The organism is Rhizobium sp. FG96 (genome assembly GCF_057808655.1).
The window spans coordinates 456,898-482,244 of the sequence record NZ_JBMDIL010000004.1 but is presented as its reverse complement, the minus strand read 5'-3'; the positions used below and the strand labels follow the sequence as shown (position 1 = coordinate 482,244).

The window sequence follows — 25,347 nt, the reverse complement described above, 5'->3', positions numbered from 1 at the left end:
CTCGTTCAGTGACGCGGCTTATACGGCCATCCCTCCCAAACAGTCAACAGCGCAAAACCAAGTTTTTTGACATTTTTGTAACAGGTTGATTTTGCAAAGGGATTTGCGGACTTTGGTCCTGCCACGAACTTATGCTTCCAGGGACTGCTGGAGAATCCCGGGAGCGAAGCAGTTTCAGGCATTATCGGGGCGGGCTTTCCGCCTGCCCTTTATATAGGAAGCGCATCCGGGACTTGCCACAGCGGCTTGCGGAATGGCATCCGATCGCTAATTTCGCGCCAATAGTCCTGCGCGCCGCAGCCTTGCGCCACGCCTGAAACGATCGCTGGAGAGAATGGATATCGCTTCCCTGCCGGTATTGCCGGTTTCCCATGTGCTTGCCGATATCGGGGCGGCGCTCGAAAGCCAGCGGCGCGCAGTGCTGTCCGCCCCGCCGGGCGCGGGCAAGACGACGCTGGTGCCGCTTTTCCTGCTCGAGCAGTCCTGGCGTGGCGACGGCAAGATTATCCTGCTCGAACCGCGCCGGCTTGCAGCCCGCGCTGCGGCGAGCCGAATGGCCTCGCTGCTCGGCGAAAGCGTCGGCCAGACCGTCGGCTACCGCATGCGCCTCGACAACCGCATCTCGGCCACGACGCGGATCGAGGTGGTGACCGAGGGCGTGTTTGCCCGGATGATTCTCGACGATCCCGAACTCTCGGGCGTCTCGACCGTCATTTTCGACGAATTCCACGAGCGGTCGCTGGATGCCGATTTCGGGCTGGCGCTGTCGATCGACGTGCAGGGCGCATTGCGCGATGATCTGCGGATTCTTGTGATGTCCGCGACGCTCGATGTCGAGAGGGTCGCTACGCTGCTCGATAATCCCCCCGTGATAGAAAGCATGGGGCGGAGTTTTCCGATCGATATCCGCTATCAGGACCGGCCGGGCGGCGAACGGATCGAGGACGCGGTGACCAAGGCGATCCTCGATTATCATGCCACCGAGACCGGCTCGATCCTCGCATTCCTGCCGGGGCAGGCGGAAATCCTGCGGACGGCCGAGCGGCTGGAGGGACGGCTTGGCGCCTCGACCCTGATTGCGCCGCTCTATGGCAATCTCAGCCAGAAGGAACAGGACGCCGCGATCAGGCCGGCGGCAGCAGGGACGCGCAAGGTGGTGCTGGCGACTTCGATCGCCGAGACCTCGATTACCATCGACGGTGTGCGGATGGTGATCGACAGCGGGCTGCAGCGGCTCCCCGTCTTCGAGCCGTCGACCGGGATCATCCGGCTGGAGACGGTACGGGTATCACGGGCTTCGGCCGATCAGCGGGCCGGACGCGCCGGGCGAACCGAGCCCGGCATTGCGCTGCGCCTCTGGCATCAGGGTCAGACGGCCGCCCTTCCCGCTTTCACCCCGCCGCAAATCCTCTCCAGCGATCTCTCCGGACTGGTGCTCGATCTGGCGCATTGGGGTGTGCAGGATCCGAAGACGCTTGCCTTCGTCGATCAGCCGCCGGCGGCCACACTTGCCGAGGCACGGTCGCTGCTGATCGATCTCGGGGCGCTCGCCGCCGACGGCAGCCTGACCGAGCGTGGGCGGACCATGCGCGAGATGGCGCTGCCACCGCGGCTGGCGGCGATGGTGGTTTCTGCCGGTGAACATGGCGATGCCCGCGAGGCAGCGCTGCTTGCGGTGCTGATGACCGAACAGGGATTGGGCGGCGCCAGCATCGATCTCGAGGAGAGGCTGCGCCGGTTCAAGACGGAGAAGGGCGAGCGGGCGGAATCCGCCCGGCGGCTGGCGCAGCGGCTGGCAAGCGGGCTCGACAAGGTAAAATCGACGGCCTCGCCAACGGCCGGACAGTTGCTGATCCATGCCTTTCCCGATCGCATCGCCCTGCAGCGCGGCGCGCGGGGCCGCTATGTGATGGCGAACGGCCGCGGCGGCGAGCTCGCGGAAACCGAGCGGCTGGCGGGGAGCCAGATGCTTGTGATCGCCGACCTGACGGGGCGGGCGGCGCAGGCTCGCATTCTTGCGGCGGCCGAGATTACGCGCGGCGATGTCGAGGCGGAACTGCCGGGGGCGATCAAGACGGGCGAGCAGACCTATTTCGATCTGCCGAGCCGGCAGGTGCGGGCGCGCAAGGCGACGCGGCTCGGCGCCATCGTCTTCGAAGAGACGCCCCTTCCCCGGCCAAGCGGCGCGGCGACAGCCAAGGCGCTCGCCGACGGCATCCGGCAGCTCGGGCTTGCGACCCTCCCCTTCTCCAAGGAAGCGGCTCAGCTTCGCGAACGGATCGGCTTTCTCTACCGGACGATCGGCGAGCCCTGGCCCGACATGAGCGACGAAGCCCTGCTCGAGCGGCTCGACGACTGGTTCGTTCCGTTCCAGGCGGATGTGCGCGGTATTGCCGATATCAGCGCTGGGTCGCTGTCGAACGGGCTGATCGGCCTCGTTCCGCACGCGCTGCAGCGCGACCTGGCAAAACTGGCGCCGACGCATTTCGAGGCGCCGACCGGGCAGCGCCATCCGATCCAATATGACGGTGAAGAGCCGTTGCTGACGATCCGGGTGCAGGAGCTGTTCGGGCTGAAGGATCATCCGGCGATCGGCGGCGGGCGATTGCCGCTGCTGCTCGAACTCACCTCTCCTGCCCACCGGCCGATCCAGACGACGCGCGACCTGCCGGGCTTCTGGGCGGGCTCCTGGAAGGACGTGCGGGCCGAGATGCGCGGACGCTATCCTCGACATCCCTGGCCCGAGCGGCCGGAAGAGGCACTGCCGACGACACGCGCCAAGCCGCGTGGTACATAAGGACATGACGATGATAGATGACGCCGACAGCAAGACGCAGGAAGACAGACACAGCAGCCGACGGCTTCGCCTGCAGACGATCGTGAGGCTGCGCTGGCTGGCGGTCGCCGGTCAGGCGGTGACTGTTTTCATCGTCGCCTTCTGGCTGAAATTTCCCCTGCCGCTGATTGCCAGCTGCTCGCTGATTGCAGCACTTGCCTGGGTCAACTTCTACCTGACGATCCGCTACCCGCCGACGCACCGGCTGGAGGCGCCGGCTGCCTTTGCGCTGCTGGGGCTCGATCTGCTGCAGCTATCGGCACTGCTCTTCATTACCGGCGGACTGGCGAACCCGTTTGCGGCGCTGGTCTGCGTGCCGGTCATCATTTCCTTTGCCTCGCAGCCGATCCGCTACAGCACGGCGCTGATCCTGTTTGCGATGGTCTGCATCACCATCCTTGCCTTTTCGCCCTTCCCGCTTCCGTGGTTCGATGGCGTGGAGATCAATGTCCATAATGTCATGCAGTTCGGCGTCTGGTGCTCGATCGCCTCGACCATGGCCTTTGCCGCCTTCTATGCCTATCGCGTGTCGATGGAGGCGAGCCAGCTGGCCGATGCACTCGCCGCCACCGAACTGGTGCTGCAGCGGGAGAAGCATCTGTCGCAGCTGGACGGTCTTGCCGCAGCGGCTGCGCACGAGCTCGGCACGCCGCTCGCGACCATCAGCGTCGTCGCCAAGGAGATGGAGCGCGAGCTGAAGAATGACGACCGGTTCCGCGAGGACGTGCAGCTGTTGCGCAGTCAGAGCGAACGGTGCCGTGACATCCTGAAACGGCTGACCAGCATGTCGACCGAGGGTGACGCGCATATGCGCCGCCTGCCGCTGTCGTCGATGATCGAGGAGATCCTGGAGCCCTATCGCGAATCCCAGATCGCGCTGGAGCTGATCGAGAAAAGCCCGCGCAAGGGCGAGCCGGTGACCGAGCGCAATGCCGGCATCCTTTATGGCCTCGGAAACCTGATCGAGAACGCCGTCGACTATGCTCGCGAGAAAGTGACCATAACCGTCGAACATGACCATCGTCGTGTCCTGATTGTCATAGAAGACGATGGCAACGGCTATGCGCCGGACATTCTGACACGGATCGGCGAACCCTACGTGACCAAGCGGCAGAAGGAAGATACGGCGGGAGGCCTGGGACTTGGGCTTTTCATCGCCAAGACGCTGCTGGAGCGCTCCGGCGCGGCACTGGTCTTCGAGAACCGCGAACCGGAAGGCGCGGGCGCCCGTATCCGGGTCGAGTGGCCGCGCATGCTGATTGACGCGCATTCGACAAAGTGACTTTATCGGCCTAATGAAGTTTTGAGCAATCGACCGATATTCAGGGCGGGGAACCGCCGGGATCAGAGACAATGACGGAACAAGACAGCGAAACCCTTGCCATCGGCGAACACGACATCGGCCCGGATGCGAGCCTGCTTATCGTTGATGACGACGGCCCGTTCCTGCGCCGCTTGGCGCGGGCGATGGAGACGCGGGGCTTCCATGTGGAGACGGCGGAATCGGTTGCCGAGGGCGTGGCCAAGTCCAAGGCCCATCCGCCGAAATATGCGGTCGTCGACCTGCGGCTCGGCGATGGAAATGGACTGGACGTGATCGAGGCGATCCGCCAGCGCCGTGACGATACCCGCATCATCGTTCTGACCGGCTACGGCAATATCGCGACGGCGGTGACGGCCGTGAAGCTTGGTGCCGTCGATTACCTAGCTAAGCCTGCCGACGCCGACGACGTGTTTGCGGCGCTGACGCAGCGGCCGGGCGAAAAGGCCGAACTGCCTGACAATCCAATGTCGGCGGACCGCGTTCGCTGGGAGCATATCCAGCGGGTCTACGAGATGTGCGAGCGCAATGTTTCGGAGACCGCCCGCCGGCTCAACATGCATCGCCGTACCCTGCAGCGCATCCTCGCCAAGCGCGCCCCGAAGTAAGCTCAGACGTCGTCGATGGCGAGCGGCTTGCCGTTCGCCCATTCGGCAATCATCAGCCGCTGGGCGGCAGCGCGCGAGAAATTCAGCATGACCGATTTGCGGGTGGCGGGCGCGAGCTTGTGTTCGGGCGCTTCGCGGATCATGTGCGCGCCGTAACCATCCGAAAGAAACAGGCCGCAGTCCTCAGGGAAGATATCGAGCGGCACATCCTTGTGGGTGGCGAAGAACAGCCGGTCGCAATGGGCGCGATATTCCGGCCACTTGCGATCGACGCGAAAGTCCTCGATCGACGTCTTGATCTCGATGATCCAGATTTCGCCCTTGTCCGATACCGTGATCAGGTCGGCGCGCCGGCCGCTTGCCAAGGGCAACTCGGGAAGCAGGGCATGGCGCATCTCGTGAAGTAAAATCTGAGTCCCGCGGCGCACGAGCATAGCTCTGTCCGATTGCCGGCCATCTATTAACGGATTGTTATTGTAAACACTCAAAATCGTCATGGATAACCGTGGGGAGAGGGTGCTTGTTGTTGCAAAAAAGCCATGCGCTTTTAATTTGCCGCTGCGGGTAACTTTTGTCGCGATGCAGCATCTTGCAAAGCCGAAGTTAATCGAAAATAAACCATAATCAAAGATGGTTCGAAGCATCCTCCCACATTGCCCAAAACTTAAGAGACATCCATGCGCATCCGCAATGCATTCCCTGTATTCGGCCTGATGGCAACACTCGCCCTGGCCGGTTGCTCTACCAGCACCGAAAGCGCTTCCGTCGAAGACAAGGCTGCTGCTGGCCCGACTGTTCAGACGGCACAGATTTTCGATGACGCCTACGGCGTTACCTCGGATGCCGGATACTCGCTCCCCGCAATCCCGATCCAGCGCGTGAAGCCGGAATTCCGCCGCCAGATCGTCAGCTACCAGACGGATGAGCGTCCCGGCACGATCATCGTCAACACGCGCGAGCGCCACCTCTACTACATCCTGCCGGGCGGCAAGGCGATGCGCTACGGCATCGGCGTCGGCAAGGCCGGCTTCGCATGGGCCGGCACCGCATACGTTGCCTGGAAGCAGGAATGGCCGAACTGGCACCCGCCGAAGGAAATGGCCGTCCGCCGTCCCGAAATCGCCAAGTATGTCGAGAACGGCATGGAGCCGGGCCTGACCAATCCGCTCGGCGCCCGCGCCATGTACCTCTTCAACGACAAGGGCCAGGACACGCTGTTCCGCCTGCACGGCACGCCGGAATGGGCTTCGATCGGTACCGCCGCTTCTTCGGGCTGCATCCGCCTGATGAACCAGGACGTCATCGACCTCTACAGCCGCGTCCGTCCGGGCCGTTCGACCTCCAAGGTCATCGTTATCCAGTAAGCTATTTGCCCTATACGGCACGAAAAAGGCCGCCGGAGAGCTCCTTCGGCGGCCTTTTGTTTGGGCGGTTAAAGCCGAGGCCGGGTTAACCGGCCTTCAGCTCCAGGCGGCGGCGGTGCAGGACCGGCTCGGTATAGCCGTTCGGCTGCTCGCGGCCCTTGAGCACGAGATCGACGGCAGCCTGGAAAGCGATGGACCGGTCGAAATTGCTGGCCATCGGCGTGTAGGCGGCATCGCCGGCATTCTGCTGATCGACGACGGCCGCCATGCGCTTCATCGTTTCGATGATCTGCGGCTCGGTGACCACCTTGTGATGCAGCCAGTTTGCCATGTGCTGGGCGGAGATGCGCAGCGTCGCGCGGTCTTCCATCAGGCCGACATTGTTGATGTCGGGAACCTTGGAGCAGCCGACGCCCTGATCGACCCAACGCACGACGTAGCCGAGGATGCCCTGAGCGTTGTTGTCGAGTTCGCGCTGGATTTCCTCTGGCGTCCAGTTGGGGCGCGGCGCGACCGGCACCGAGAGGATGTCGGAGAGCTTGGCGCGCGGGCGATCCTTCAGGCCGCGCTGAACGTCGGCGACGTTGATCTTGTGATAATGCGTCGCGTGCAGGGTCGCAGCCGTCGGCGACGGCACCCAGGCGGTGTTGGCGCCGGCCTTCGGATGGGCGATCTTCTGCTCCAGCATCGCCGCCATCAGGTCCGGCATGGCCCACATGCCCTTGCCGATCTGGGCGTGGCCGGAGAGGCCGCATTCGAGACCGATATCGACATTCCAGTTTTCGTAGGCCGAGATCCAGGCCGCCTGTTTCATGTCGCCCTTGCGGATCATCGGGCCGGCTTCCATCGAGGTATGGATTTCGTCACCCGTGCGATCGAGGAAGCCGGTATTGATGAAGACGACGCGCTCTGCCGCAGCGCGGATGCATTCCTTGAGATTGACCGTCGTGCGGCGCTCTTCGTCCATGATGCCCATTTTCATGGTGTTCCTGGGCATGCCGAGCAGCTCTTCGACGCGGCCGAATATCTCGACGGCGAAAGCAACTTCTTCCGGTCCGTGCATCTTCGGCTTGACGACATACATCGAACCTTCGCGCGAGTTCTTGCGGCGGCCCTTCGGGCCGACGTCATAGAGCGCAATCAGGCCGGTGATGACCGCATCCATGATGCCTTCAGGCACTTCGTTGCCATCGCGATCGAGAATGGCGGGATTGGTCATGAGGTGGCCGACATTGCGCACCAGCATCAGCGAGCGGCGGTGCAGCTCGAAGGTCGATCCATTCGGCGCGGTGATATCGGTGTCGGGATTGAGCTTGCGGATGAAGGAGGAGCCGCCCTTGGTGACTTCCTCCTGCAGGTCGCCCTTCATCAGGCCCAGCCAGTTCCTGTAGACGACGACCTTGTCTTCGGCGTCGACAGCGGCGACAGAATCCTCGCAGTCCATGATCGTGGTGATCGCCGATTCCAGCCAGACGTCGGAGATATTCGCGGGATCGGCCTTGCCGATCGCTGTTCCAGCATCGATGACGATTTCGATATGGATGCCGTTGTTCTTGAGAAGAACATGCGTCGGAGCGGCTGCGCTGCCACGGTAGCCGGCGAAATGTGCGGCATCCTTCAGCGGCAGGTCCTCGCCGTCGACATCCGCGATCGCAAGCCTTGCACCGTCAATCTTCAGGCTTCCGACATCCTTCCAGGAGCCGCCCTCAACAGGAACCGCGCCGTCGAGGAAGTCGCGAACCCAGGCGATGACCTTTTCGCCGCGCTTCGGATTATAGCCCCTGCCCTTTTCGGCGCCATCCGTTTCCGGAATGGCATCCGTGCCGTAGAGCGCATCGTAAAGCGAGCCCCAGCGCGCATTGGCGGCGTTCAGCGCATAGCGGGCGTTCATGACGGGAACGACGAGCTGCGGGCCGGCGATCGAGGCGATCTCGGCATCGACGTTGGTGGTCGAGACCTTGAAGTCCGATCCCTCCGGCAGCAGATAGCCGATCTGCTTCAGAAAGGCCTGGTAGGCGTCGAGATCGGCAGGCGCGCCGTTCTTGCGATACCAGCCGTCGATCTCGGCCTGAAGCATGTCACGCTTGGCAAGCAGTTCCCGGTTCTTCGGCGCCAGATCGTGGACGATCTTCGAGAAGCCGGCGAAGAAGGTTTCGCCATCCACCTGAAGGCCCGGGAGCGCCTCCTCGACCAGGAAGTCGTGAAGGACGGCTTCGATCTGGAGACCCTGCTTTTCAACTCTACTCATGTGATGTTCCTCCGGCGGACGGCATACGTTTCATGCTGCCACTTTGCGCGGCTTTCATTCATAGTCAATTCTGCAATAGTTAGAAAGATTTATGCCTGACCGGAAAGAGTGCGGGGCGTGACCCGCATCGGCAGGCCATTCTGCGGCTGCGTCGTCAGTTTCTGCACCGGCCAGGGATTGGTTTTCTCGGTAATATCGAAACGGAAACGCTTCATCAGCACCGCCAGCGCGATGACCGCCTCCTGCAGTGCAAAGGTCGCGCCGATGCAGACGCGGGGACCGGCGCCGAACGGCAGAAACTGGAAGCGGCCGATCTTCCCGCGATTTTCGGGCAGGAAGCGCTCCGGCATATAGGCCCGCGGCTTTTCCCAATAGAGTTCGTGGCGATGCAACGTCCAGGGCATGATCAAAACCGTCATGCCGGCATGGATATCGACGCGCTCTCCCTTGGCATTAGTCCAGCTGTCATCGGCGATCGCGGCACGGTTGATCGAGGGTGCGGGCGGATAGAGCCGGAGCGCTTCCTCGAAAGCAGCCCTCGTCACCGGCATCAGATCGAGCCATTCGACCGGCTCCGCACCACCGGCAAGAATGCGGTCGATCTCTTCCTCCATCGCGTCGCGGATATGCGGGCTGTTGGCGATGCAATAGAGCGTCCAGGCAAGCGCGCGGGCCGTCGTCTCATGCCCGGCGCCGATGAAGGTCAGGATATTGTCCTCGATCTCCTCGTTCGTCAGGCCATCGGGACCCGCCTGCTCCAGCAAAAGCGTCAGAAAGTCCTCGGGGGCAGCGGCGCGGTCGGCGCGCATCTGCTCGAGGCGCAGATCCATGGTCTTGTGGACCATGTTGCGGAATTGATCGAGGATCTTCTGGCCGCCGATGCGGGTCACGCGCGGCACCCAGGACGGCGCCCTCATCAGATCCATCGGATCGACGCGGCCCATGCGATGCAGGAGCGCATTGACGTCATCGGCGAAATTGTCCGACGACGAGGCGATCTCGCCGGAGAAGAGCGTATCGGCAAGAATGGCGAAGGTGAGCTCGGTCATATCGGTGGCGATATCGAAGCTGCCGCCACCCTCGTATTTTTCGGCATAGAGCTCGGACTGGCGCAGCATCTGCCCGGCAAAACCCTTGGCGTGCCGCGGCGTGAAGACCGGTGCGACCGCCTTGCGCGAGCGCTTCCAGACCTGGCCTTCGGCAGTCAGCAGACCATCGCGCAGGATCGGCCGCAGCACCAGCTGGCGGATATCGGACATCCGGTAGTTCGAAGCGTTGTCAACCAGCACATACTTGATGAGGCCGGGATCATTGACGATGATCGTGCTGTCGCGGAAGAAACGCGTCTTGATCCAGGGCAGCGTGTAGGACGGCTCGCCCCACAGCTCCAACGGATTGCGCAGGATGGTCCGGATGATTTCCAGCCGCGACGGCGGCACGGTGCGCGGCACCGGCGCGGGTGGAACGAAGGGATCAGGACGCATGTCCATGATATTGCAGCCTTTCGTGGAAGATTTACGCCTTCCCGGCAAGGCAGAAGACTAGTTGAGGGCCTTCAACTCGTCCAGCTTGTCGTTGATCAGCCAGCCGTAATAGTTCTCTTCCGGCCAAACTGTCGCACCGCCGTGGTTCTTCGCTGCAAGGGCTGCGGCGCGCTGGCGCGAGTTGCCGACATTGTAGAGGGTCGCCGTCAGGCCGGGATTATCCGAGATATCCATGCCGGCGATCCGCTTGTAGTCGTCGATCGAGGTCCGCACCGACGCGGCGACGAAGGCGAGCGAAATATCCGGCTGCATGATCGCCTTGTAGACGCCACTGGCATCCTTCTCGCTGAGCTTCGGATAGCCCGAAACGCGGGTGACGAGATCGGATAGCATCAGCGCCGTCAGCGGATTGATCTGGCCAAGACCGAAGGTCTGCCCGGCATAGAAAGGCTGGAAGAATACGGCGCTGAAGCGATTGTCGGGAAATTTCTTGCCGCCGACCGTCTTGCCGCGGAAGTCGGTTTCCCAGACATCCTCGCGGCAGCTCCAGAGCTGGTAGGAATCGCTCTTGCCGTTGCATCCGGCAAATTCCGGGCGGTCGATGAAGGTGTCGACATCCTCGCCGTCATAGGCAAAGCGGAAGCTTTCGCCGGCATAGGATGCGGCCTTGACGTAGTAAGACTGCAGGCGGTCATAGGCGTCGACATTGTAGGTGTGCTCGCCGACCAGCGCGCCGATGATGTGGATCGGCTCGATGCCGTAGGCGGCCGCCGTCTTGCGGATCTTGCCCATCAGCTCGTGATCGCTCGACAGGAGTTCGTAGACCTTCTCATACTTACGGTCGAAGGTGGTCTTGGTACCCTTGGTACGGCGGACGGAAGCGCCCGGGATCGGCGGCTGCTCAACGTTGCGGTTGCCCGGCGGCACCGTCTGCATGGCATAGGCCGGTGCCGAAGTGAAAGCCGCAACGGCAATGAGAAGGCATGTCAAAAGGCGTCGCACGATCCGCTATCCTGTCGAGTTCATGGTCCCTGGCTGCGAGCGCGTGACTGGACCACAATCTTGTCCGAATAAAGCCCACGCCAGCAAAGAAAACGGGCCTTTCACTAGAAAGTAAAAGGCCCGCTGTCGAGGGTTTGATCATCAAAATCTCTTGCGCGGAACGCAAAGCATTTCGCGCATTGAGAAATTTAAAGGATGAAGCGCGAGAGGTCGGTGTTGTTGGCGAGATCGCCGACATGCTCCCGGACGTAATTCGCGTCGATGGTCACGGCACTGCCGCCGCGATCCGGCGCGTTGAACGAGATTTCGTCCAGAACGCGCTCCATCACCGTCTGCAGGCGGCGGGCACCGATATTCTCGACCGTCGAGTTCAGATGAACCGCGACGTCGGCCAGCGCATCGATCGCATCGTCGGTGAAGTCGAGGCTCAGTTCCTCGGTCTGCATCAGCGCGCGGTACTGGCGGATGAGGCTGGCCTCGGTCTCCGTCAGGATACGGCGGAAGTCTTCCTTGCTGAGCGGACGAAGCTCGACGCGGATCGGCAAGCGGCCCTGCAGTTCCGGCAGAAGATCCGACGGTTTGGCGACGTGGAAGGCGCCCGAGGCGATGAACAGGATATGGTCGGTCTTAACAGGACCATACTTCGTGGAGACCGTCGTTCCCTCGACGAGAGGCAGCAGGTCGCGCTGCACGCCTTCGCGGGAGACGCCGGCGCCCATGCCGCCATCGCGGGCTGCGATCTTGTCGATTTCGTCGAGGAAGACGATGCCGTCGTTCTCGACCGAGCGAACAGCCTCGCGCTGGATGACTTCATTGTCGATCAGCTTGTCGGATTCATCGCGGATCAGATCGGTGTAGGAGGCCTTGACGGTCGTGCGGACCTTCTTGGTGCGGCCGCCCATGGCCTTGCCGAACATATCGGAGAGGTTCAGCACGCCGATATTGGCCCCCGGCATGCCGGGAATTTCGAAACCGCCCATGCCCGAACCGGTATCGGCAACCTCGATATCGATTTCCTTGTCGTCGAGCTCGCCGTTACGCAGCTTCTTGCGGAAGCTGTCGCGGGTGGCAGGCGATGCCGTGGCACCGACCAGCGCATCGAGCACGCGCTCTTCAGCGCTCATATGCGCCTTGGACTCGACTTCGGCACGCTTCTTGTCGCGCACCAGGCCGATGCCGATCTCGACGAGATCGCGGATGATCTGCTCCACATCACGGCCGACATAACCGACTTCGGTGAATTTGGTGGCTTCGACCTTGATGAAAGGCGCACCGGCGAGCTTGGCGAGACGGCGGGAGATTTCGGTCTTGCCGACACCGGTCGGGCCGATCATCAGGATGTTCTTCGGCATGACTTCGTCGCGCAGGCTCTCATCGAGCTGCTGGCGGCGCCAGCGATTGCGCAGCGCAATTGCCACCGCGCGCTTGGCGTCGTGCTGGCCGATAATATGACGGTCGAGTTCGGATACGATCTCACGGGGAGAAAAGTTGGTCATTGCAAATCCGTTTCCTGGCTTGCGTCCAGCACCATGAAATGGGCGGGACCATAGATGGATGTTCTTGTGTCGAGATAGCGAAAGCCGGCTTTCTCATAGGCGCGGATCGCCGCGTGATTTTCCGGATGCGGATCGATGACGATCCTTTTCGTGCCTCCAGCGAAAAGCTCAGACGCGATCTGGCGAATGATCGCGCTGCCGTGACCCTTGCCGATCAGCGCCGGGATGCCGATGGAAATATCTAGCCCGAGCGTGCCTTTCGGCTGATCCTGATAAGGATGGCCGTCTTCGAGATGCGGATCGTAATGCTGGAGATAGGCGATCGGCCGCCCTTCCAGCTCCACGATCATTGGCCGCGTCTCGATGCTCTCGACCGCCTCTAAGATTTCCTGTGCACTCGCCTGCGGATCCCCGTCCCACCATTTCGCAACATGCGGCTCGGCGAGCCACTGTCCCAGCAAGGAAAGGTCCCTGCCCTCGACGTCTCGGAAATGGTAGCGGGTTCCGTCCTCAGGCATCGGCATCAAGCGTTTCGACGATGATGTTGTGATTGGTGTAGACGCAGATATCGGCTGCGATATCGAGCGCCTTGCGGGCCACCTCTTCCGCCGACTTGTCGGAATCGAGCAGGGCAAGCGAGGCTGCGAGCGCGAAATTGCCGCCCGAGCCGATCGCCATCGTGCCGTGTTCCGGTTCCAGGACGTCGCCATTGCCGGTAACGGCAAGCGTCACGGTCTTGTCGGCGACGAGCATCATGGCTTCGAGATTGCGCAGGTACTTGTCTGTGCGCCAGTCCTTGGCGAGCTCGACGGCTGCGCGCATGAGCTGGCCCGGATATTGTTCCAGCTTCTTCTCGAGGCGCTCAAGTAGCGTGAAGGCATCGGCGGTGGCGCCGGCGAAACCGGCGATGACTTCGCCACCTTTGCCGATACGCCGAACCTTGCGGGCATTGCCCTTCATGACGGTCTGGCCAAGGCTCACCTGACCGTCGCCAGCCATGACCACCTTGCCGCCTTTTCGAACTGTAATAATCGTTGTCATAAAACATCCTTGCCCGGGGCCGGGCGGTTTTGCGCGGGCCGCTCACCGGCCCTGTTGAGCCCTATGTAAGTGGGCTTCCGCCGATTGCAAATGGTGCGGTTTTTCTGCGGCCACGCTTCTGGATATTTTAGGGAACGCCTGATATGGAACCGGCGTCATTCCCGATGGAGCAGCCAGATGGCCGAGACCGCAGCAAGCCGCACGGGCGCCGTTTCCCGCAAGACCAACGAAACTTCGGTTTCGGTTTCGGTCAATCTCGACGGCACCGGCAAGTCGAAGATTTCGACGGGCGTCGGCTTCTTCGACCATATGCTCGACCAGCTGTCACGACATTCGCTGATCGATATGGAGATCGAGACCAAGGGCGACCTGCATGTCGACGATCATCATGCCGTCGAAGACACCGGGATCGCGATCGGCCAGGCCATTGCGAAAGCGCTCGGCGATCGCCGCGGCATCACCCGCTACGCCTCGATCGACCTGGCGATGGACGAGACGATGACGAAGGCCGCGCTCGATCTTTCCGGCCGTCCCTTCCTCGTCTGGAACGTCTCCTTCAGCGCGCCGAAGATCGGCACATTCGATACCGAACTGGTCCGCGAATTCTTCCAGGCGCTCGCGCAGAACGCCGGCATCACCTTGCATGTGCTCAACCATTATGGTGCCAACAATCACCATATTGCAGAGACCTGCTTCAAGGCCGTTGCCCGCGCGCTGCGTACGGCGACAGAGATCGATCCGAGACAGGCGGGCCGTGTTCCCTCGACGAAGGGCACGCTCGTCTGAGCCCCTTCAGGGAGCGTGACGACATTGACTTCCAGCTATCTGTTTCTGACTGCCCCTGACGGAGCGGATGCCAGCCACGAAAAGACGCGCGTCATCCGCGACGGCTTCACGTTTCTGGGTTTCTTCTTTCCATGGCTCTGGCTGCTGGCGCACCGCCTCTGGCTGCATGCGATCGTAGCCTTTCTGGCGCAGGCAGTCGGCGGCGTGCTTATGGAGCGCCAGGGTCTTTGGCCCGCGGGCTTTGCGCTTTCTCTCGCTGCCAGCCTGATCGTTGCGCTCGAGGGCCAGAATTTCCGCATTCGCAACCTCGCCTCCAAGGGCTGGAACGAAAACGCGGTCGTCTCGGCCGATTCCGTCGACGAGGCGGAAGACATCTATTTTTCCGATATCGAGACCATTACGCAAGAAGATGGCGTGCCGGCACCGGAATGGGAGCGACATCAACGCTCCACCGGCCGCCACGGCAACACCACCTCGCTTGGTCTCTTTGGTTTTGATGGAGGACGCTGATGCGCGTCGCAATTATCGACTACGGTTCCGGCAATCTGCGCTCGGCAACAAAAGCCTTTGAACGCGCTGCCCGCGAGGCGGGCATCGACGCCCATATCGACCTGACAGACAAGGCCGAAGCCGTTGCCTTGGCTGATCGCATCGTCTTGCCCGGCGTCGGCGCCTATGCCGATTGCCGCCGCGGTCTCGATGCCGTGCCCGGCATGGCCGAGGTGCTGATCGAGGCGGTGGAGAAGAAGGCAAAGCCCTTCCTCGGAATCTGCGTCGGCATGCAGCTGATGTCGTCGCGCGGCCTTGAAAAGACCGTGACGCAGGGTTTTGGCTGGATCCCCGGCGACGTCAAAGAAATGACGCCTGATGATGCCTCGCTGAAGATCCCGCAGATCGGCTGGAATACGCTCGATCTGAGGCATCCGCATCCGCTCTTCGACGGCATCCCGACGGGTGCCGACGGCTTGCACGCCTATTTCGTCCATTCTTATCATCTCGATGCCGAAAACGCCTCGGATGTGATCGCCACGACCGACTACGGCGGCCCGATGACCGCTTTCGTCGGCCGCGACAACATGGCCGGCGCGCAGTTCCATCCCGAAAAGAGCCAGAAGCTCGGCCTCGCCCTGATCACCAATTTCCTGCGCTGGAAGCCCTAAGGCTCGCGCGAAGCAAGGACAGACATCATGATCCTCTTTCCCGCCATCGACCTGAAGGACGGCCAGTGCGTCCGCCTGAAGCTCGGCGATATGGACCAGGCAACGGTCTACAATCCGGACCCGGCAGCGCAGGCCAAGGCCTTCGAAGACCAGGGTTTCGAATGGCTGCATGTCGTCGATCTCAACGGCGCCTTTGCCGGTGAAAGCGTCAACGGCGCAGCCGTCGATGCTATCCTCAAGGCGACGAAGAACCCGGTGCAGCTCGGCGGCGGTATCCGCACGCTCGATCATATCGAGAGCTGGCTGTCGCGCGGTTTGGCCCGCGTCATTCTCGGCACGGTCGCGGTTCGCGATCCGGCGCTCGTCATCGAGGCCTGCAAGGCCTTTCCTGGCCGCGTTGCCGTCGGCATCGATGCCAAGGGCGGCAAGGTCGCCGTCGAGGGCTGGGCAGAGGCTTCGGAGCTCGGCATCATCGAGCTTGCAAAGAAGTTCGAAGGCGCCGGTGTTGCCGCCATCATCTATACCGATATCGATCGCGACGGCATCCTTGCCGGTATCAATTGGGCCTCGACACTGGAGCTTGCCGAAGCGGTCTCCATCCCGGTGATCGCTTCGGGTGGCCTCGCCTCTATCGCCGATATCGAGCGCATGCTGCAGCCGGATGCCCGCAAGCTGGAAGGCGCGATTTCCGGCCGCGCGCTCTACGATGGCCGTATCGATCCGGCGGAAGCTCTGTCGCTGATTAAGGCTGCCCGCGCCAAGGAGATTGCACAATGACGCTAAAGGCCCGTGTCATCCCCTGCCTCGACGTCAAGGACGGCCGCGTCGTCAAGGGCGTCAACTTCACCAATCTCATCGATGCCGGCGACCCGGTCGAAGCGGCGAAGGCCTATGACGCGGCCGGTGCCGACGAGCTCTGCTTCCTTGACATCACCGCTTCCTCCGACAATCGCGACACGATCTTCGACGTCGTCTCGCGCACTGCCGAACAGTGCTTCATGCCGCTGACCGTCGGCGGCGGCGTTCGCACGATCGCCGATATCCGCAAGCTGCTGCTCTGCGGCGCCGACAAGGTTTCGATCAATTCGGCGGCGGTCAACAATCCTGATTTCGTCGCCGAAGCCGCCGACAAGTTCGGCGACCAGTGCATCGTCGTATCGATCGATGCCAAGCGATGCCGTACGCAGGCCGTCGGCCAGGACAATCTCAGCGCCTGGGAGATCTACACGCACGGCGGCCGCAACGCGACCGGCATCGATGCGGTCGAATTCGCGCAGAAGATGGTTGCCCGCGGCGCCGGCGAACTTCTGGTCACCTCGATGGACCGCGACGGCACGAAGATCGGCTACGATCTGGAGCTGACACGGGCGATCGCCGACAGCGTGCGCGTTCCCGTCATCGCCTCCGGCGGCGTCGGCAATCTCGACGATCTCGTTGCCGGGGTGAAGGATGGCCATGCGACGGCCGTGCTTGCCGCCTCGATCTTCCATTTCGGCACCTATTCCGTCGGCGAGGCAAAGCGCTATATGTCATCCCACGGCATTGCGATGCGGCTCGACTGAGTGAAAGCGATAGAATGAGCGGATTTTCCCTTTCCGATCTGGAAAAGATCGTCGACGAGCGGTCGAAGGCCTCACCGGACGAATCCTGGACAGCGAAGCTGGTTTCTGCGGGTCAGCCGAAGGCGGCGAAGAAGCTTGGCGAGGAGGCGATCGAGGCTGTCATGGCCGCGGTTACCAACGACCGGACCAACCTGACCTACGAGTCGGCCGATGTGCTCTATCACCTTTTGGTCGTATTGAAGATTGCAGGCATTCCGTTGCAGGATGTCATGGCCGAACTTGAGCGGCGGACCGCTCAATCCGGTCTCAAGGAAAAGGCCAGCCGGCAGAGTTCATGAGTATCGTGTCGCAAATCATCGGAGCGCCCGAGGCGCTCGATCACTTCCAGGCGAATTCCTATTCGCCCTATCACTTCTTTTCTTCCGAGGAATGGGCGAAGTTCCGCGCCGATACGCCGCTGACGTTGACCGGCGAGGAAGTGACGCGGCTGCGCTCGATGGGCGACCCGATCGACCTCGACGAAGTCCGACGCATCTATCTCTCGCTCTCGCGCCTGCTGTCCTCGCATGTCGAATCCTCGCAATTGCTCTTCGAACAGCGCAACCGCTTCCTCAATCTCGAGGGCGTCGCCAAGACCCCCTTCGTGATCGGTATCGCCGGATCCGTCGCCGTCGGCAAATCGACGACGGCACGTGTCCTGAAAGAGCTGCTGCGCCGCTGGCCGTCGAGCCCGAAGGTCGATCTGATCACGACCGACGGCTTCCTGCATCCGAATGCGGTGCTGGAACGCGAAAACCTGATGCAGCGCAAGGGTTTCCCAGAAAGCTACGACACCGGCGCGATCCTGCGCTTCCTCTCGGCGATCAAGGCGGGGCAGGCAGACGTCAAGGCGCCGGTGTATTCGCATCTCGTCTATGACGTGATCCCGAACGAATACAAGATCATCGACCGGCCTGACATTCTGATCTTCGAAGGGATCAACGTGCTGCAGTCACGCGACCTGCCGGCCGACGGCAAGATCGTGCCGATGGTCTCTGACTTCTTCGACTTCTCGATCTATATCGATGCCGAGGAAAAGCAGATCCATAACTGGTACGTGAACCGCTTCATGCGCCTGCGCGAAACCGCCTTCCGAGACCCGAACTCCTACTTCCACCGCTACGCCTCGATCAGCGAAAAGGAAGCGATCGCGATCGCCGAAGGGCTCTGGGCGAACATCAACCTGAAGAACCTGCGTCAGAACATCCTGCCGACCCGCCCACGCGCCGATCTTATCCTGCGGAAGGGTCCGAACCACCTGATTGAACAGGTGGCGCTCAGGAAGCTTTAGCCGGATTCAGGGTGTTACACGCCTTAACGTCAGATTGATCCGGCCGCCGCTCTTCAACAGCGTCGATGTCGCCGGATAGATGCGGTCGACGCCGTGGAAGCAGAGGCGGCCTTCGCCGCCGAGGACGATGACGTCGCCGCTGGCGAGTTTCAGGGATTGGGTGCGGTCATTGCGCGCGGTGCCGCCGATGCGGAAGAGGCAGCTGTTGCCGAGGGAGATCGAGACGACAGGCGCCTTGAGATCCTGCTCGTCCTTGTCCTGGTGCAGACCCATTTTGGCGTCGTCGGAGTAGAAGTTGATCAAGCAGGCCTGCGGCGGCAGCGGATAGCCGGAGACGGCGGTCCAGATATCGAGAAGCGCCGGCGGGATGGGTGGCCATGGTTCACCGGTGAGCGGATGAACCGGCTGGTAGCGGTAGCCGCGGTCCTTGTCCGTCACCCAGCCGAGCTCTCCACAATTGCTCATGCGGACGGACATCGGCTTTCCGGTTCCGGGCATGACGGGCGTGAAAAGCGGTGCGGCGGAAACGATCTCGCGGATCGTATCGACCATTGTTTCCTGCTGGCCACGATCGAGATAGCCGGGGAAATGCCGGATGCCGCTGGAGATTTCGAGCATGGATCAGTCTCCGCTCGGGCGGCCGCGCATCTTCTTGACTTCGGAGCGGCCGGATTTTTCCTTGAGGCGGCGCTCGACCGAGCCTTTCGTCGGCTTGGTCTTCTTGCGCGGCGGCGGCGGCGGCTTGGCGGCTTCGAGAACCAGCTCCTTCAGCCGCTCGCGCGCATCCTCGCGATTGCGGTCCTGACTGCGGAAGCGGCTGCCCTCGATCATCAGCACGCCGTCTTTCGACATGCGCCTTCCGGCAAGCTTGACCGCGTTCGCCTTGACGCGCTCAGGCAGCGACGGCGAATTCTCGATATTGAAGAACAGCTGGACTGCGGTCGAGACCTTGTTGACGTTCTGCCCGCCGGGGCCGCCCGCCAGAACGAACTGTTCCGTCAGCTCCCATCCAGCGATGGTGATCCTGTCATTGATGAAGAGCGCGTCGCTGGCCATGCGAGACCTATCTCACATCGGCCGTGATTTTGGAACACGCAAAGAAAAACCCGGCAGTTTCCCGCCGGGTTTCACGTGAATCATCAGCCGTTTAGATTACTCAGCAGCAATCTTCAGGCCCGGTGCTGCGTCGCGCACCCCACCATCGACATGGTCTTCGAACTTGGCGAAGTTGGCAATGAACATGCCGACGAGCTTTTCGGCCTGGCGGTCGTAGGCTGCAGCATCGGCCCAGGTCGAGCGCGGGTCGAGAATGCCGTTGTCGACGCCAGCGACAGAAACCGGAACGGCAAAGCCGAAGTTTGTGTCGGTGCGCAGGTCAGCCTTGGCGAGTTCGCCCGAGAGAGCCGCGGCCAGCAGTGCGCGCGTCGCCTTGATCGGCATGCGCTTGCCGGTGCCGTATGCGCCGCCGGTCCAGCCGGTGTTGACCAGCCAGCATTCGACGCCGTGACGGCCGATCAGCTCCTTCAGGAGGTTGCCGTATTCCGCCGGATGACGCGGCATGAAGGGGGCGCCGAAGCAGGTCGAGAAGGTCGCTTCCGGCTCTGTCACGCCCTTTTCGGTACCGGCGACCTTTGCCGTGTAGCCGGACAGGAAGTGGTACATGGCCTGTTCAGGCGTCAGGCGGGCAATCGGCGGCATGACGCCGAAGGCATCGGCGGTCAGCATGATGATCGTCTTCGGATGCGCGGCAAGGCCGGTTTTCGAAGCGTTCGGAATGAAATCGAGCGGGTAGGCGCAACGGGTATTTTCCGTCAACGAGCCATCGTCGAAATCCGGCTCGCGCTGGTCGTTGAGCACGACGTTTTCCAGAACGGTGCCGAAGCGCTGCGTCGTCGCGTAGATTTCCGGCTCGGCTTCGGCCGACAGACGGATGGTCTTGGCATAGCAGCCGCCTTCGAAATTGAAGATGCCGTTTTCGCCCCAGCCATGCTCGTCGTCACCGATCAGCGTACGGGCCGGATCGGCCGAAAGCGTTGTCTTGCCGGTACCCGACAGGCCGAAGAAGACCGCGCTGTCGCCATCCGGGCCGGCATTGGCCGAGCAGTGCATCGGCATGACGCCCTTGGCCGGCAGCAGGTAATTGAGGACGGTGAAGACAGACTTCTTCATTTCACCGGCATAGGACGTGCCGCCGATCAGCACGAGACCCTTGGTGAGGTCGCAGGCGATGACGGTTTCCGTGCGGCAGCCGTGGCGTTCCGGATCGGCCTTGAAGCTCGGCAGGTCGATGATCGTCAGCTTCGGCACGAAGGTTTTCAGCGCTTCGAGTTCCGGACGGATCAGCAGGTTGCGGATGAACAGCGAGTGCCAGGCGAATTCGGTGACGACACGCGACGGCAGCGCATGACCGGCATCGGCGCCGCCGATCAGGTCCTGCACGAAAAGCTCCCTGCCCTTCGCATGCGCCAGCATGTCGGCATGAAGCACGGCGAAATGCTCCGGCGACATCGGCTTGTTGTTGTCCCACCAGATCTGCGTTTCGGTATTGGCATCGCGGACGACGAACTTGTCGCGCGGCGAGCGGCCGGTGTGCTGGCCGGTCAATGCGCGCAGCGCGCCCTGGGCGGTGAGTTCGGCTTCTCCACGGCGAATCGCCTCCTCATAAAGAGAGGCGGCGGTAAAGTTATAGCGAACGCTTGCTGCGCTCTCCAAACCAATCGTCGCCAGCGCTACCGCCGGGTTATGAACTCCGAACGTTTCCATCGCTTTTCCCTTTACTGAGGCATCAAGCCGTTAAAACTGACGCGAACCTAAGACGGGGAATTTTAAAAAGCAATACGGTGTAATTCAAAAAAGGTAATGATATCAAATAATTAATCGATTTAAATTACTCTCGCTATTTTTAAATCGTTTGAACTGATGGGTTTGGTTCAGTTTGTCGCACCACCCTTGATTGCAGTTCGAATAATCCGGCAATCCTCCCCTTTATCTTTGCCACAATTTGTTCCACCTTTATCCTCCATAAGCGCATCCGGCCGGAGAGGCCGCCTGGGGACATCAAAAATTCCGGGAGATGCGCATAGATGACGGAGACGAACACCATGCCGACAATCGCGCTCGTTGACGACGACCGCAACATCCTCACCTCAGTGTCGATCGCACTGGAGGCCGAAGGATATAAGGTCGAGACATACACGGATGGCGCTTCGGCCCTCGATGGTCTGATCGCTCGCCCGCCGCAACTCGCCATCTTCGATATCAAGATGCCGCGCATGGACGGGATGGAGCTGCTGCGCCGCCTGCGACAGAAATCCGACATGCCTGTCATTTTCCTGACCTCCAAGGATGAAGAGATCGACGAGCTCTTCGGCCTGAAGATGGGCGCCGACGACTTCATCACCAAGCCCTTCTCGCAGCGCCTGCTGGTCGAGCGCGTCCGCGCCGTCTTGCGCCGCGCCTCAAGCCGGGAAGCCGCTGCCGCGGCAGGCACCGGTGCCGCACCGAAGCCCGGCGTCGCGCAGCCGGCCCGCTCGCTGGAGCGTGGGCAGCTGGTCATGGACCAGGAGCGCCACACCTGCACCTGGAAGGCCGAGCCGGTGACGCTGACGGTCACCGAATTCCTCATTCTGCATTCGCTTGCGCAGCGCCCGGGCGTCGTCAAGAGCCGCGATGCGCTGATGGACGCGGCCTATGACGAGCAGGTCTATGTCGATGACCGCACGATCGACAGCCACATCAAGCGGCTGCGCAAGAAATTCAAGATGGTCGACAACGATTTTGATATGATTGAAACGCTCTACGGAGTGGGTTACCGCTTCCGCGAAGCAGCCTGACGCCTTAAAGCGCAGCGCATGATTGTTGTTGAGGGCTTGCTGGCCGCATTTCCGGCCGCGCCCTCCGAAAGGGCCTGTCATTGGCACAGTTGGTGCAGGAAAGGGATCTGGATGATGCGGATGGCGTAACCGGCCGCCGCGTCAGGGGAAGGCGATGGTCGCATCCCTTCACCATCATCCGCCGGATCTTCGGCAATGCCGTCTTTTCCAGCCTGACACGCCGTATCCTGTTCTTCAATCTGGCGGCGCTGCTCGTTCTCGTCGGCGGCATCCTCTACCTCAACCAGTTTCGAGAAGGCTTGATCGACGCCCGTGTCGAGAGCTTGCTGACCCAGGGCGAAATCATTGCCGGCGCCGTCTCGGCATCGGCCTCCGTCGATACCAACTCGATCACCATCGACCCGCAAAAGCTGCTGGAGCTGCAGGCGGGACAGAGCATCACACCGGTTCCAAACGACGAAGATCTGGAATTCCCGATCGATCCGGAAAAGGTGGCACCGGTTCTGCGCCGGCTGATCTCGCCGACCCGCACGCGCGCCCGCATCTTCGATGCCGACGCCAATCTGCTGCTCGATTCCCGCCATCTCTATTCCCGCGGCCAGGTGCTGCGTTTCGACCTGCCGCCGGTCGAGGAAGAGAAGCAGACCTGGGGCGAATGGTTCACGACACTGTTCAATAAGGCACTGCAGCCCGGCAATCTGCCGGTCTATAAGGAAGCACCCGGCGGTGATGGCTCGATCTATCCCGAGGTGATGAATGCCCTGACCGGCGTGCGCGGCGCGGTCGTTCGCACCACCGAGAAGGGTGAGCTGATCGTTTCGGTCGCGGTGCCTGTCCAGCGTTTCCGTGCGGTTCTCGGCGTGCTTCTTCTGTCGACGCAGGCCGGCGATATCGACAATATCGTGCACGCCGAGCGTCTGGCGATCATGCGCGTGTTCGGCGTTGCCACGCTCGTCAACGTGCTCTTGTCGCTCGTTCTGTCTTCGACGATCGCCAATCCGCTCCGCCGTCTTTCGGCAGCCGCGATCCGCGTTCGCCGCGGCGCGAAGGAGCGCGAGGAAATCCCGGATTTCTCTGCCCGCCAGGATGAAATCGGCAACCTGTCGATCGCGCTGCGCGAAATGACCACGGCGCTCTACGACCGTATCGATGCGATCGAGAGTTTCGCCGCCGATGTCAGCCACGAGCTCAAGAACCCGCTGACCTCGCTTCGCAGCGCTGTCGAGACCTTGCCTTTGGCCAAGTCCGATGATTCCAAGAAGCGGCTGATGGATGTCATCCAGCACGACGTCCGCCGCCTCGACCGCCTGATCAGTGACATTTCCGACGCCTCGCGGCTCGATGCCGAACTGGCGCGCGTCGATGCCCGCTCGGTCGATCTGGAGAAGTTCCTCACCGATCTCGTGGAGGTCTCCCGGCAGATCCGCAGCAAGAACAAGGACGTGCATATCGAGCTGGTGATCGAGCGTAAGCCGGGGGTGAAGACCCGCTTCGTCGTCAATGGTCATGACCTGCGCATCGGCCAGATCGTGACCAACCTGATCGAGAATGCCCGCTCTTTCGTGCCGCAGGAAGGCGGACGGATCATCGTCCGGCTGGTGCGGACACGCTCGCGCTGCCTCGTCTATATCGAGGACAACGGCCCCGGCATCCAGGCTGAGAATATCGACCGCATCTTCGAGCGCTTCTATACCGATCGCCCGGAATCCGAAGGTTTCGGCCAGAATTCCGGCCTCGGCCTGTCGATCAGCCGTCAGATTGCCGAAGCACATGGCGGCTCGCTCAGGGCAGAGAACATCATCGATGCCGAAAGCGCCGAGATCCTTGGCGCGCGGTTCATCCTTGCCCTGCCCGCGGATGCGCATAGCTGATGGCGCCGCCGGTCAACGTTCACGCAACGGCGATCCGGATCAACCAAACCGGGCTGATGTTTGCCGGCCCCTCGGGCTGGGGCAAATCGATGCTTGCCTTTACCTGCCTGACGGAAGCCCGGCGTCTCGGATTGCCCGCGATGCTCGTTGCCGACGATCAGGCCTTCGTCGAGCATCGCGATGGCAAAGTCATCGCCAGGCGCCCGGATTCGATTGCCGGACTGATCGAATTGCGTGGCACCGGCATCGTTTCGCTCGACAGCATCCCTGAAGCGGTGATGCACTTTGCGATCCTTCCTGCCAGCGTTTCCGGACCCGATCGGCTGCCGCCCGACAACGAGCAGATCGAAGTTGCCGAAGGCTTTGCACTGCCGGTGATCCGGCTTCTTGCGAATACATCCGTACCTCTCGCAATTTTGATGGCAAAGGCGCCTGAAATCGGAATGGAATGCCGCTGAAACCGCCGGAATCGCCCCGTATCGCTGCATTTTTGTCTTGCACTTCGGTTTTTGATCGCCAAGATGTGCCCCCACCGGTGGACGCGATTGTTGCATTGCGATATTGGGGCCGCCGTTGATATGCCATTGGGAGCAGTTAAATCATGATCGGACTTGTGCTTGTCACTCATGGCAAGCTGGCTGAAGAGTTTCGTCATGCTGTCGAGCACGTCGTAGGTCCTCAGAAATTCATCGAGACGGTCTGCATCGGCCCCGAAGACGATATGGATCAGAGGCGGCAGGACATTCTCCAGGCAGTCGCCGGCGCCGATGACGGTCATGGCGTGGTGATCCTCACCGACATGTTCGGCGGGACCCCTTCCAATCTGGCAATTTCCGTGATGAGCAGCGGCCACACCGAAGTGATCGCCGGCATGAACCTGCCGATGCTTATCAAGCTCGCCGGCGTTCGCGGCGAGAACAATATGGAAAAGGCCCTGGCCGAGGCTTCGGAAGCCGGCCGCAAGTATATCAACGTCGCGAGCCGCGTTCTCAGCGGTAAATAACGGGCCTTCATGACCACGACGCAGCTCTCCCGGGAACTCCTCATCATCAACAAGCGCGGACTGCACGCCCGCGCCTCGGCGAAATTCGTCCAGATGGTCGATACGTTCGATGCGACGATCACCGTGTCGAAAGACGGGATGACGGTGGGCGGGACCTCGATCATGGGGCTGATGATGCTGGCCGCGAGCCCCGGCTCGACGGTGCTGGTGACCGCCAGCGGCAACCAGGCCACCGAAGCGCTCGAGGCGCTGGATCAGCTGATCCAGAACAAATTCGGCGAAGAAATCTAAGAAATCGCCGACATATAAACATATAAAGACTTCTTTATATCCTTATTGCCTTCCCACAAGAAGCCTGCTAAACGGCAAGCATGGCCGTGCAGACCGCACGCGCTCTGCTGC

26 protein-coding genes are annotated in these 25,347 nt (G+C 61.7%); 16 read left to right on the top strand and 10 right to left on the bottom strand.

What is annotated here, in order from left to right; genetic code table 11:
- Positions 1-334: 334 nt before the first annotated feature.
- The 3 genes from hrpB to ACODR6_RS10730 all read left to right on the top strand — a co-directional run bounded on the left by hrpB (position 335) and on the right by ACODR6_RS10730 (position 4,765).
- The gene (gene hrpB, locus ACODR6_RS10740; protein ID WP_489022512.1) at positions 335-2,797 is read left to right on the top strand and encodes an ATP-dependent helicase HrpB; all 2,463 of its coding nucleotides are present in this window, start codon (positions 335-337) and stop codon (positions 2,795-2,797) included.
- Positions 2,798-2,807: 10 nt separating this feature from the next.
- Entirely contained in the window at positions 2,808-4,118 is a 1,311-nt protein-coding gene (locus ACODR6_RS10735; RefSeq protein WP_489022511.1) for an ActS/PrrB/RegB family redox-sensitive histidine kinase, read from the top strand.
- 71 nt (positions 4,119-4,189) lie between these two features.
- On the top strand, positions 4,190-4,765 hold the full coding sequence (locus ACODR6_RS10730) for an ActR/PrrA/RegA family redox response regulator transcription factor (RefSeq protein WP_025555307.1): 576 nt from the start codon (positions 4,190-4,192) through the stop codon (positions 4,763-4,765).
- 2 nt (positions 4,766-4,767) lie between these two features.
- On the opposite strand, the gene ACODR6_RS10725 is transcribed toward ACODR6_RS10730, so the two are convergent.
- Positions 4,768-5,262 (bottom strand): MmcB family DNA repair protein, encoded by a 495-nt coding sequence (locus ACODR6_RS10725; protein ID WP_489022520.1) that lies wholly within the window; start codon positions 5,260-5,262, stop codon positions 4,768-4,770.
- Between the two features lie 180 nt (positions 5,263-5,442).
- On the opposite strand from ACODR6_RS10725, the gene ACODR6_RS10720 reads away from it, so the two are divergent.
- Entirely contained in the window at positions 5,443-6,129 is a 687-nt protein-coding gene (locus ACODR6_RS10720; protein WP_025555305.1) for a L,D-transpeptidase, read from the top strand.
- Positions 6,130-6,214: 85 nt separating this feature from the next.
- Here ACODR6_RS10720 and ACODR6_RS10715 read toward each other — a convergent pair whose 3' ends face one another.
- The 6 genes from ACODR6_RS10715 to hslV form a co-directional block, all read right to left on the bottom strand.
- Complete coding sequence (locus ACODR6_RS10715; protein ID WP_489022510.1) at positions 6,215-8,377, bottom strand: malate synthase G; 2,163 nt, start codon at positions 8,375-8,377, stop codon at positions 6,215-6,217.
- A gap of 89 nt (positions 8,378-8,466) precedes the next feature.
- Positions 8,467-9,867 carry a cytochrome P450 gene (locus ACODR6_RS10710; RefSeq protein ID WP_489022509.1) on the bottom strand — a complete coding sequence of 467 codons (1,401 nt, stop codon included), beginning with the start codon at positions 9,865-9,867 and terminating at the stop codon, positions 8,467-8,469.
- A 51-nt stretch (positions 9,868-9,918) separates the two neighbouring features.
- Positions 9,919-10,863 carry a DUF1402 family protein gene (locus ACODR6_RS10705; RefSeq protein ID WP_025555302.1) on the bottom strand — a complete coding sequence of 315 codons (945 nt, stop codon included), beginning with the start codon at positions 10,861-10,863 and terminating at the stop codon, positions 9,919-9,921.
- A 188-nt stretch (positions 10,864-11,051) separates the two neighbouring features.
- On the bottom strand, positions 11,052-12,359 hold the full coding sequence (gene hslU, locus ACODR6_RS10700) for an ATP-dependent protease ATPase subunit HslU (protein WP_413710611.1): 1,308 nt from the start codon (positions 12,357-12,359) through the stop codon (positions 11,052-11,054).
- Entirely contained in the window at positions 12,356-12,883 is a 528-nt protein-coding gene (locus ACODR6_RS10695) for a GNAT family N-acetyltransferase (RefSeq protein WP_489022508.1), read from the bottom strand. The genes hslU and ACODR6_RS10695 overlap by 4 nt, the downstream gene beginning before the upstream one ends.
- Positions 12,870-13,400 (bottom strand): ATP-dependent protease subunit HslV, encoded by a 531-nt coding sequence (gene hslV, locus ACODR6_RS10690; protein WP_025555299.1) that lies wholly within the window; start codon positions 13,398-13,400, stop codon positions 12,870-12,872. The genes ACODR6_RS10695 and hslV overlap by 14 nt, the downstream gene beginning before the upstream one ends.
- A gap of 177 nt (positions 13,401-13,577) precedes the next feature.
- On the opposite strand from hslV, the gene hisB reads away from it, so the two are divergent.
- From hisB to coaA, 7 genes are read left to right on the top strand one after another with little or no spacing between them, the layout of a single operon-like run.
- Positions 13,578-14,186, top strand: a complete 609-nt coding sequence (gene hisB, locus ACODR6_RS10685; protein ID WP_025555298.1) for an imidazoleglycerol-phosphate dehydratase HisB — start codon at positions 13,578-13,580, stop codon at positions 14,184-14,186.
- A 24-nt stretch (positions 14,187-14,210) separates the two neighbouring features.
- Positions 14,211-14,696 (top strand): DUF2628 domain-containing protein, encoded by a 486-nt coding sequence (locus ACODR6_RS10680; protein WP_203429880.1) that lies wholly within the window; start codon positions 14,211-14,213, stop codon positions 14,694-14,696.
- The gene (gene hisH, locus ACODR6_RS10675; protein ID WP_413710608.1) at positions 14,696-15,346 is read left to right on the top strand and encodes an imidazole glycerol phosphate synthase subunit HisH; all 651 of its coding nucleotides are present in this window, start codon (positions 14,696-14,698) and stop codon (positions 15,344-15,346) included. Before ACODR6_RS10680 ends, hisH begins: the two co-directional genes overlap by 1 nt.
- Before the next feature lie 27 nt (positions 15,347-15,373).
- Positions 15,374-16,123 (top strand): 1-(5-phosphoribosyl)-5-[(5-phosphoribosylamino)methylideneamino]imidazole-4-carboxamide isomerase, encoded by a 750-nt coding sequence (gene hisA, locus ACODR6_RS10670; protein WP_489022507.1) that lies wholly within the window; start codon positions 15,374-15,376, stop codon positions 16,121-16,123.
- Positions 16,120-16,908 carry an imidazole glycerol phosphate synthase subunit HisF gene (gene hisF, locus ACODR6_RS10665; RefSeq protein ID WP_489022506.1) on the top strand — a complete coding sequence of 263 codons (789 nt, stop codon included), beginning with the start codon at positions 16,120-16,122 and terminating at the stop codon, positions 16,906-16,908. The genes hisA and hisF overlap by 4 nt, the downstream gene beginning before the upstream one ends.
- A 14-nt stretch (positions 16,909-16,922) precedes the next feature.
- The gene (locus tag ACODR6_RS10660; RefSeq protein ID WP_025555293.1) at positions 16,923-17,246 is read left to right on the top strand and encodes a phosphoribosyl-ATP diphosphatase; all 324 of its coding nucleotides are present in this window, start codon (positions 16,923-16,925) and stop codon (positions 17,244-17,246) included.
- On the top strand, positions 17,243-18,238 hold the full coding sequence (coaA, locus tag ACODR6_RS10655; RefSeq protein WP_130282913.1) for a type I pantothenate kinase: 996 nt from the start codon (positions 17,243-17,245) through the stop codon (positions 18,236-18,238). Before ACODR6_RS10660 ends, coaA begins: the two co-directional genes overlap by 4 nt.
- A 6-nt stretch (positions 18,239-18,244) precedes the next feature.
- Here the strand turns inward: coaA and ACODR6_RS10650 are convergent, their stop codons facing one another.
- The 3 genes from ACODR6_RS10650 to ACODR6_RS10640 all read right to left on the bottom strand — a co-directional run bounded on the left by ACODR6_RS10650 (position 18,245) and on the right by ACODR6_RS10640 (position 21,001).
- Entirely contained in the window at positions 18,245-18,856 is a 612-nt protein-coding gene (locus tag ACODR6_RS10650) for an alpha-ketoglutarate-dependent dioxygenase AlkB family protein (RefSeq protein WP_489022505.1), read from the bottom strand.
- A 3-nt stretch (positions 18,857-18,859) separates the two neighbouring features.
- Positions 18,860-19,294, bottom strand: a complete 435-nt coding sequence (arfB, locus tag ACODR6_RS10645) for an alternative ribosome rescue aminoacyl-tRNA hydrolase ArfB (protein ID WP_489022504.1) — start codon at positions 19,292-19,294, stop codon at positions 18,860-18,862.
- Positions 19,295-19,390: 96 nt separating this feature from the next.
- Positions 19,391-21,001, bottom strand: a complete 1,611-nt coding sequence (locus ACODR6_RS10640; RefSeq protein ID WP_199628048.1) for a phosphoenolpyruvate carboxykinase — start codon at positions 20,999-21,001, stop codon at positions 19,391-19,393.
- A 338-nt stretch (positions 21,002-21,339) separates the two neighbouring features.
- Here ACODR6_RS10640 and ACODR6_RS10635 point away from each other — a divergent pair, with 338 nt between their 5' ends.
- The 5 genes from ACODR6_RS10635 (at position 21,340) to ACODR6_RS10615 (ending at position 25,236) form a co-directional block, all read left to right on the top strand.
- A complete protein-coding gene (locus ACODR6_RS10635) occupies positions 21,340-22,071 on the top strand; it encodes a response regulator transcription factor (protein WP_203430041.1) in 732 nt (243 codons plus the stop codon).
- 80 nt (positions 22,072-22,151) lie between these two features.
- Positions 22,152-23,942, top strand: coding sequence for a sensor histidine kinase (locus ACODR6_RS10630; RefSeq protein WP_025555286.1), 1,791 nt, complete (start codon positions 22,152-22,154; stop codon positions 23,940-23,942).
- Entirely contained in the window at positions 23,942-24,400 is a 459-nt protein-coding gene (locus ACODR6_RS10625) for an HPr kinase/phosphorylase (protein WP_489022503.1), read from the top strand. The genes ACODR6_RS10630 and ACODR6_RS10625 overlap by 1 nt, the downstream gene beginning before the upstream one ends.
- A 143-nt stretch (positions 24,401-24,543) precedes the next feature.
- Positions 24,544-24,945: a PTS sugar transporter subunit IIA gene (locus ACODR6_RS10620; protein ID WP_025584219.1), complete on the top strand. Its 402-nt coding sequence runs from the start codon at positions 24,544-24,546 to the stop codon at positions 24,943-24,945.
- Between the two features lie 9 nt (positions 24,946-24,954).
- Positions 24,955-25,236, top strand: a complete 282-nt coding sequence (locus ACODR6_RS10615) for an HPr family phosphocarrier protein (RefSeq protein ID WP_025555283.1) — start codon at positions 24,955-24,957, stop codon at positions 25,234-25,236.
- Positions 25,237-25,347 lie beyond the last annotated feature (111 nt).

Coding starts and splice junctions, on each gene's coding strand:
- hrpB (WP_489022512.1), top strand. CDS start 335: ATGGATATCGCTTCCCTGCCGGTATTGCCGGTTTCCCATGTGCTTGCC.
- ACODR6_RS10735 (WP_489022511.1), top strand. CDS start 2,808: ATGATAGATGACGCCGACAGCAAGACGCAGGAAGACAGACACAGCAGC.
- ACODR6_RS10730 (WP_025555307.1), top strand. CDS start 4,190: ATGACGGAACAAGACAGCGAAACCCTTGCCATCGGCGAACACGACATC.
- ACODR6_RS10725 (WP_489022520.1), bottom strand. CDS start 5,262: ATGACGATTTTGAGTGTTTACAATAACAATCCGTTAATAGATGGCCGG.
- ACODR6_RS10720 (WP_025555305.1), top strand. CDS start 5,443: ATGCGCATCCGCAATGCATTCCCTGTATTCGGCCTGATGGCAACACTC.
- ACODR6_RS10715 (WP_489022510.1), bottom strand. CDS start 8,377: ATGAGTAGAGTTGAAAAGCAGGGTCTCCAGATCGAAGCCGTCCTTCAC.
- ACODR6_RS10710 (WP_489022509.1), bottom strand. CDS start 9,867: ATGGACATGCGTCCTGATCCCTTCGTTCCACCCGCGCCGGTGCCGCGC.
- hslU (WP_413710611.1), bottom strand. CDS start 12,359: ATGACCAACTTTTCTCCCCGTGAGATCGTATCCGAACTCGACCGTCAT.
- ACODR6_RS10695 (WP_489022508.1), bottom strand. CDS start 12,883: ATGCCGATGCCTGAGGACGGAACCCGCTACCATTTCCGAGACGTCGAG.
- hslV (WP_025555299.1), bottom strand. CDS start 13,400: ATGACAACGATTATTACAGTTCGAAAAGGCGGCAAGGTGGTCATGGCT.
- hisB (WP_025555298.1), top strand. CDS start 13,578: ATGGCCGAGACCGCAGCAAGCCGCACGGGCGCCGTTTCCCGCAAGACC.
- hisH (WP_413710608.1), top strand. CDS start 14,696: ATGCGCGTCGCAATTATCGACTACGGTTCCGGCAATCTGCGCTCGGCA.
- hisA (WP_489022507.1), top strand. CDS start 15,374: ATGATCCTCTTTCCCGCCATCGACCTGAAGGACGGCCAGTGCGTCCGC.
- hisF (WP_489022506.1), top strand. CDS start 16,120: ATGACGCTAAAGGCCCGTGTCATCCCCTGCCTCGACGTCAAGGACGGC.
- ACODR6_RS10660 (WP_025555293.1), top strand. CDS start 16,923: ATGAGCGGATTTTCCCTTTCCGATCTGGAAAAGATCGTCGACGAGCGG.
- coaA (WP_130282913.1), top strand. CDS start 17,243: ATGAGTATCGTGTCGCAAATCATCGGAGCGCCCGAGGCGCTCGATCAC.
- ACODR6_RS10650 (WP_489022505.1), bottom strand. CDS start 18,856: ATGCTCGAAATCTCCAGCGGCATCCGGCATTTCCCCGGCTATCTCGAT.
- arfB (WP_489022504.1), bottom strand. CDS start 19,294: ATGGCCAGCGACGCGCTCTTCATCAATGACAGGATCACCATCGCTGGA.
- ACODR6_RS10640 (WP_199628048.1), bottom strand. CDS start 21,001: ATGGAAACGTTCGGAGTTCATAACCCGGCGGTAGCGCTGGCGACGATT.
- ACODR6_RS10635 (WP_203430041.1), top strand. CDS start 21,340: ATGCCGACAATCGCGCTCGTTGACGACGACCGCAACATCCTCACCTCA.
- ACODR6_RS10625 (WP_489022503.1), top strand. CDS start 23,942: ATGGCGCCGCCGGTCAACGTTCACGCAACGGCGATCCGGATCAACCAA.
- ACODR6_RS10620 (WP_025584219.1), top strand. CDS start 24,544: ATGATCGGACTTGTGCTTGTCACTCATGGCAAGCTGGCTGAAGAGTTT.
- ACODR6_RS10615 (WP_025555283.1), top strand. CDS start 24,955: ATGACCACGACGCAGCTCTCCCGGGAACTCCTCATCATCAACAAGCGC.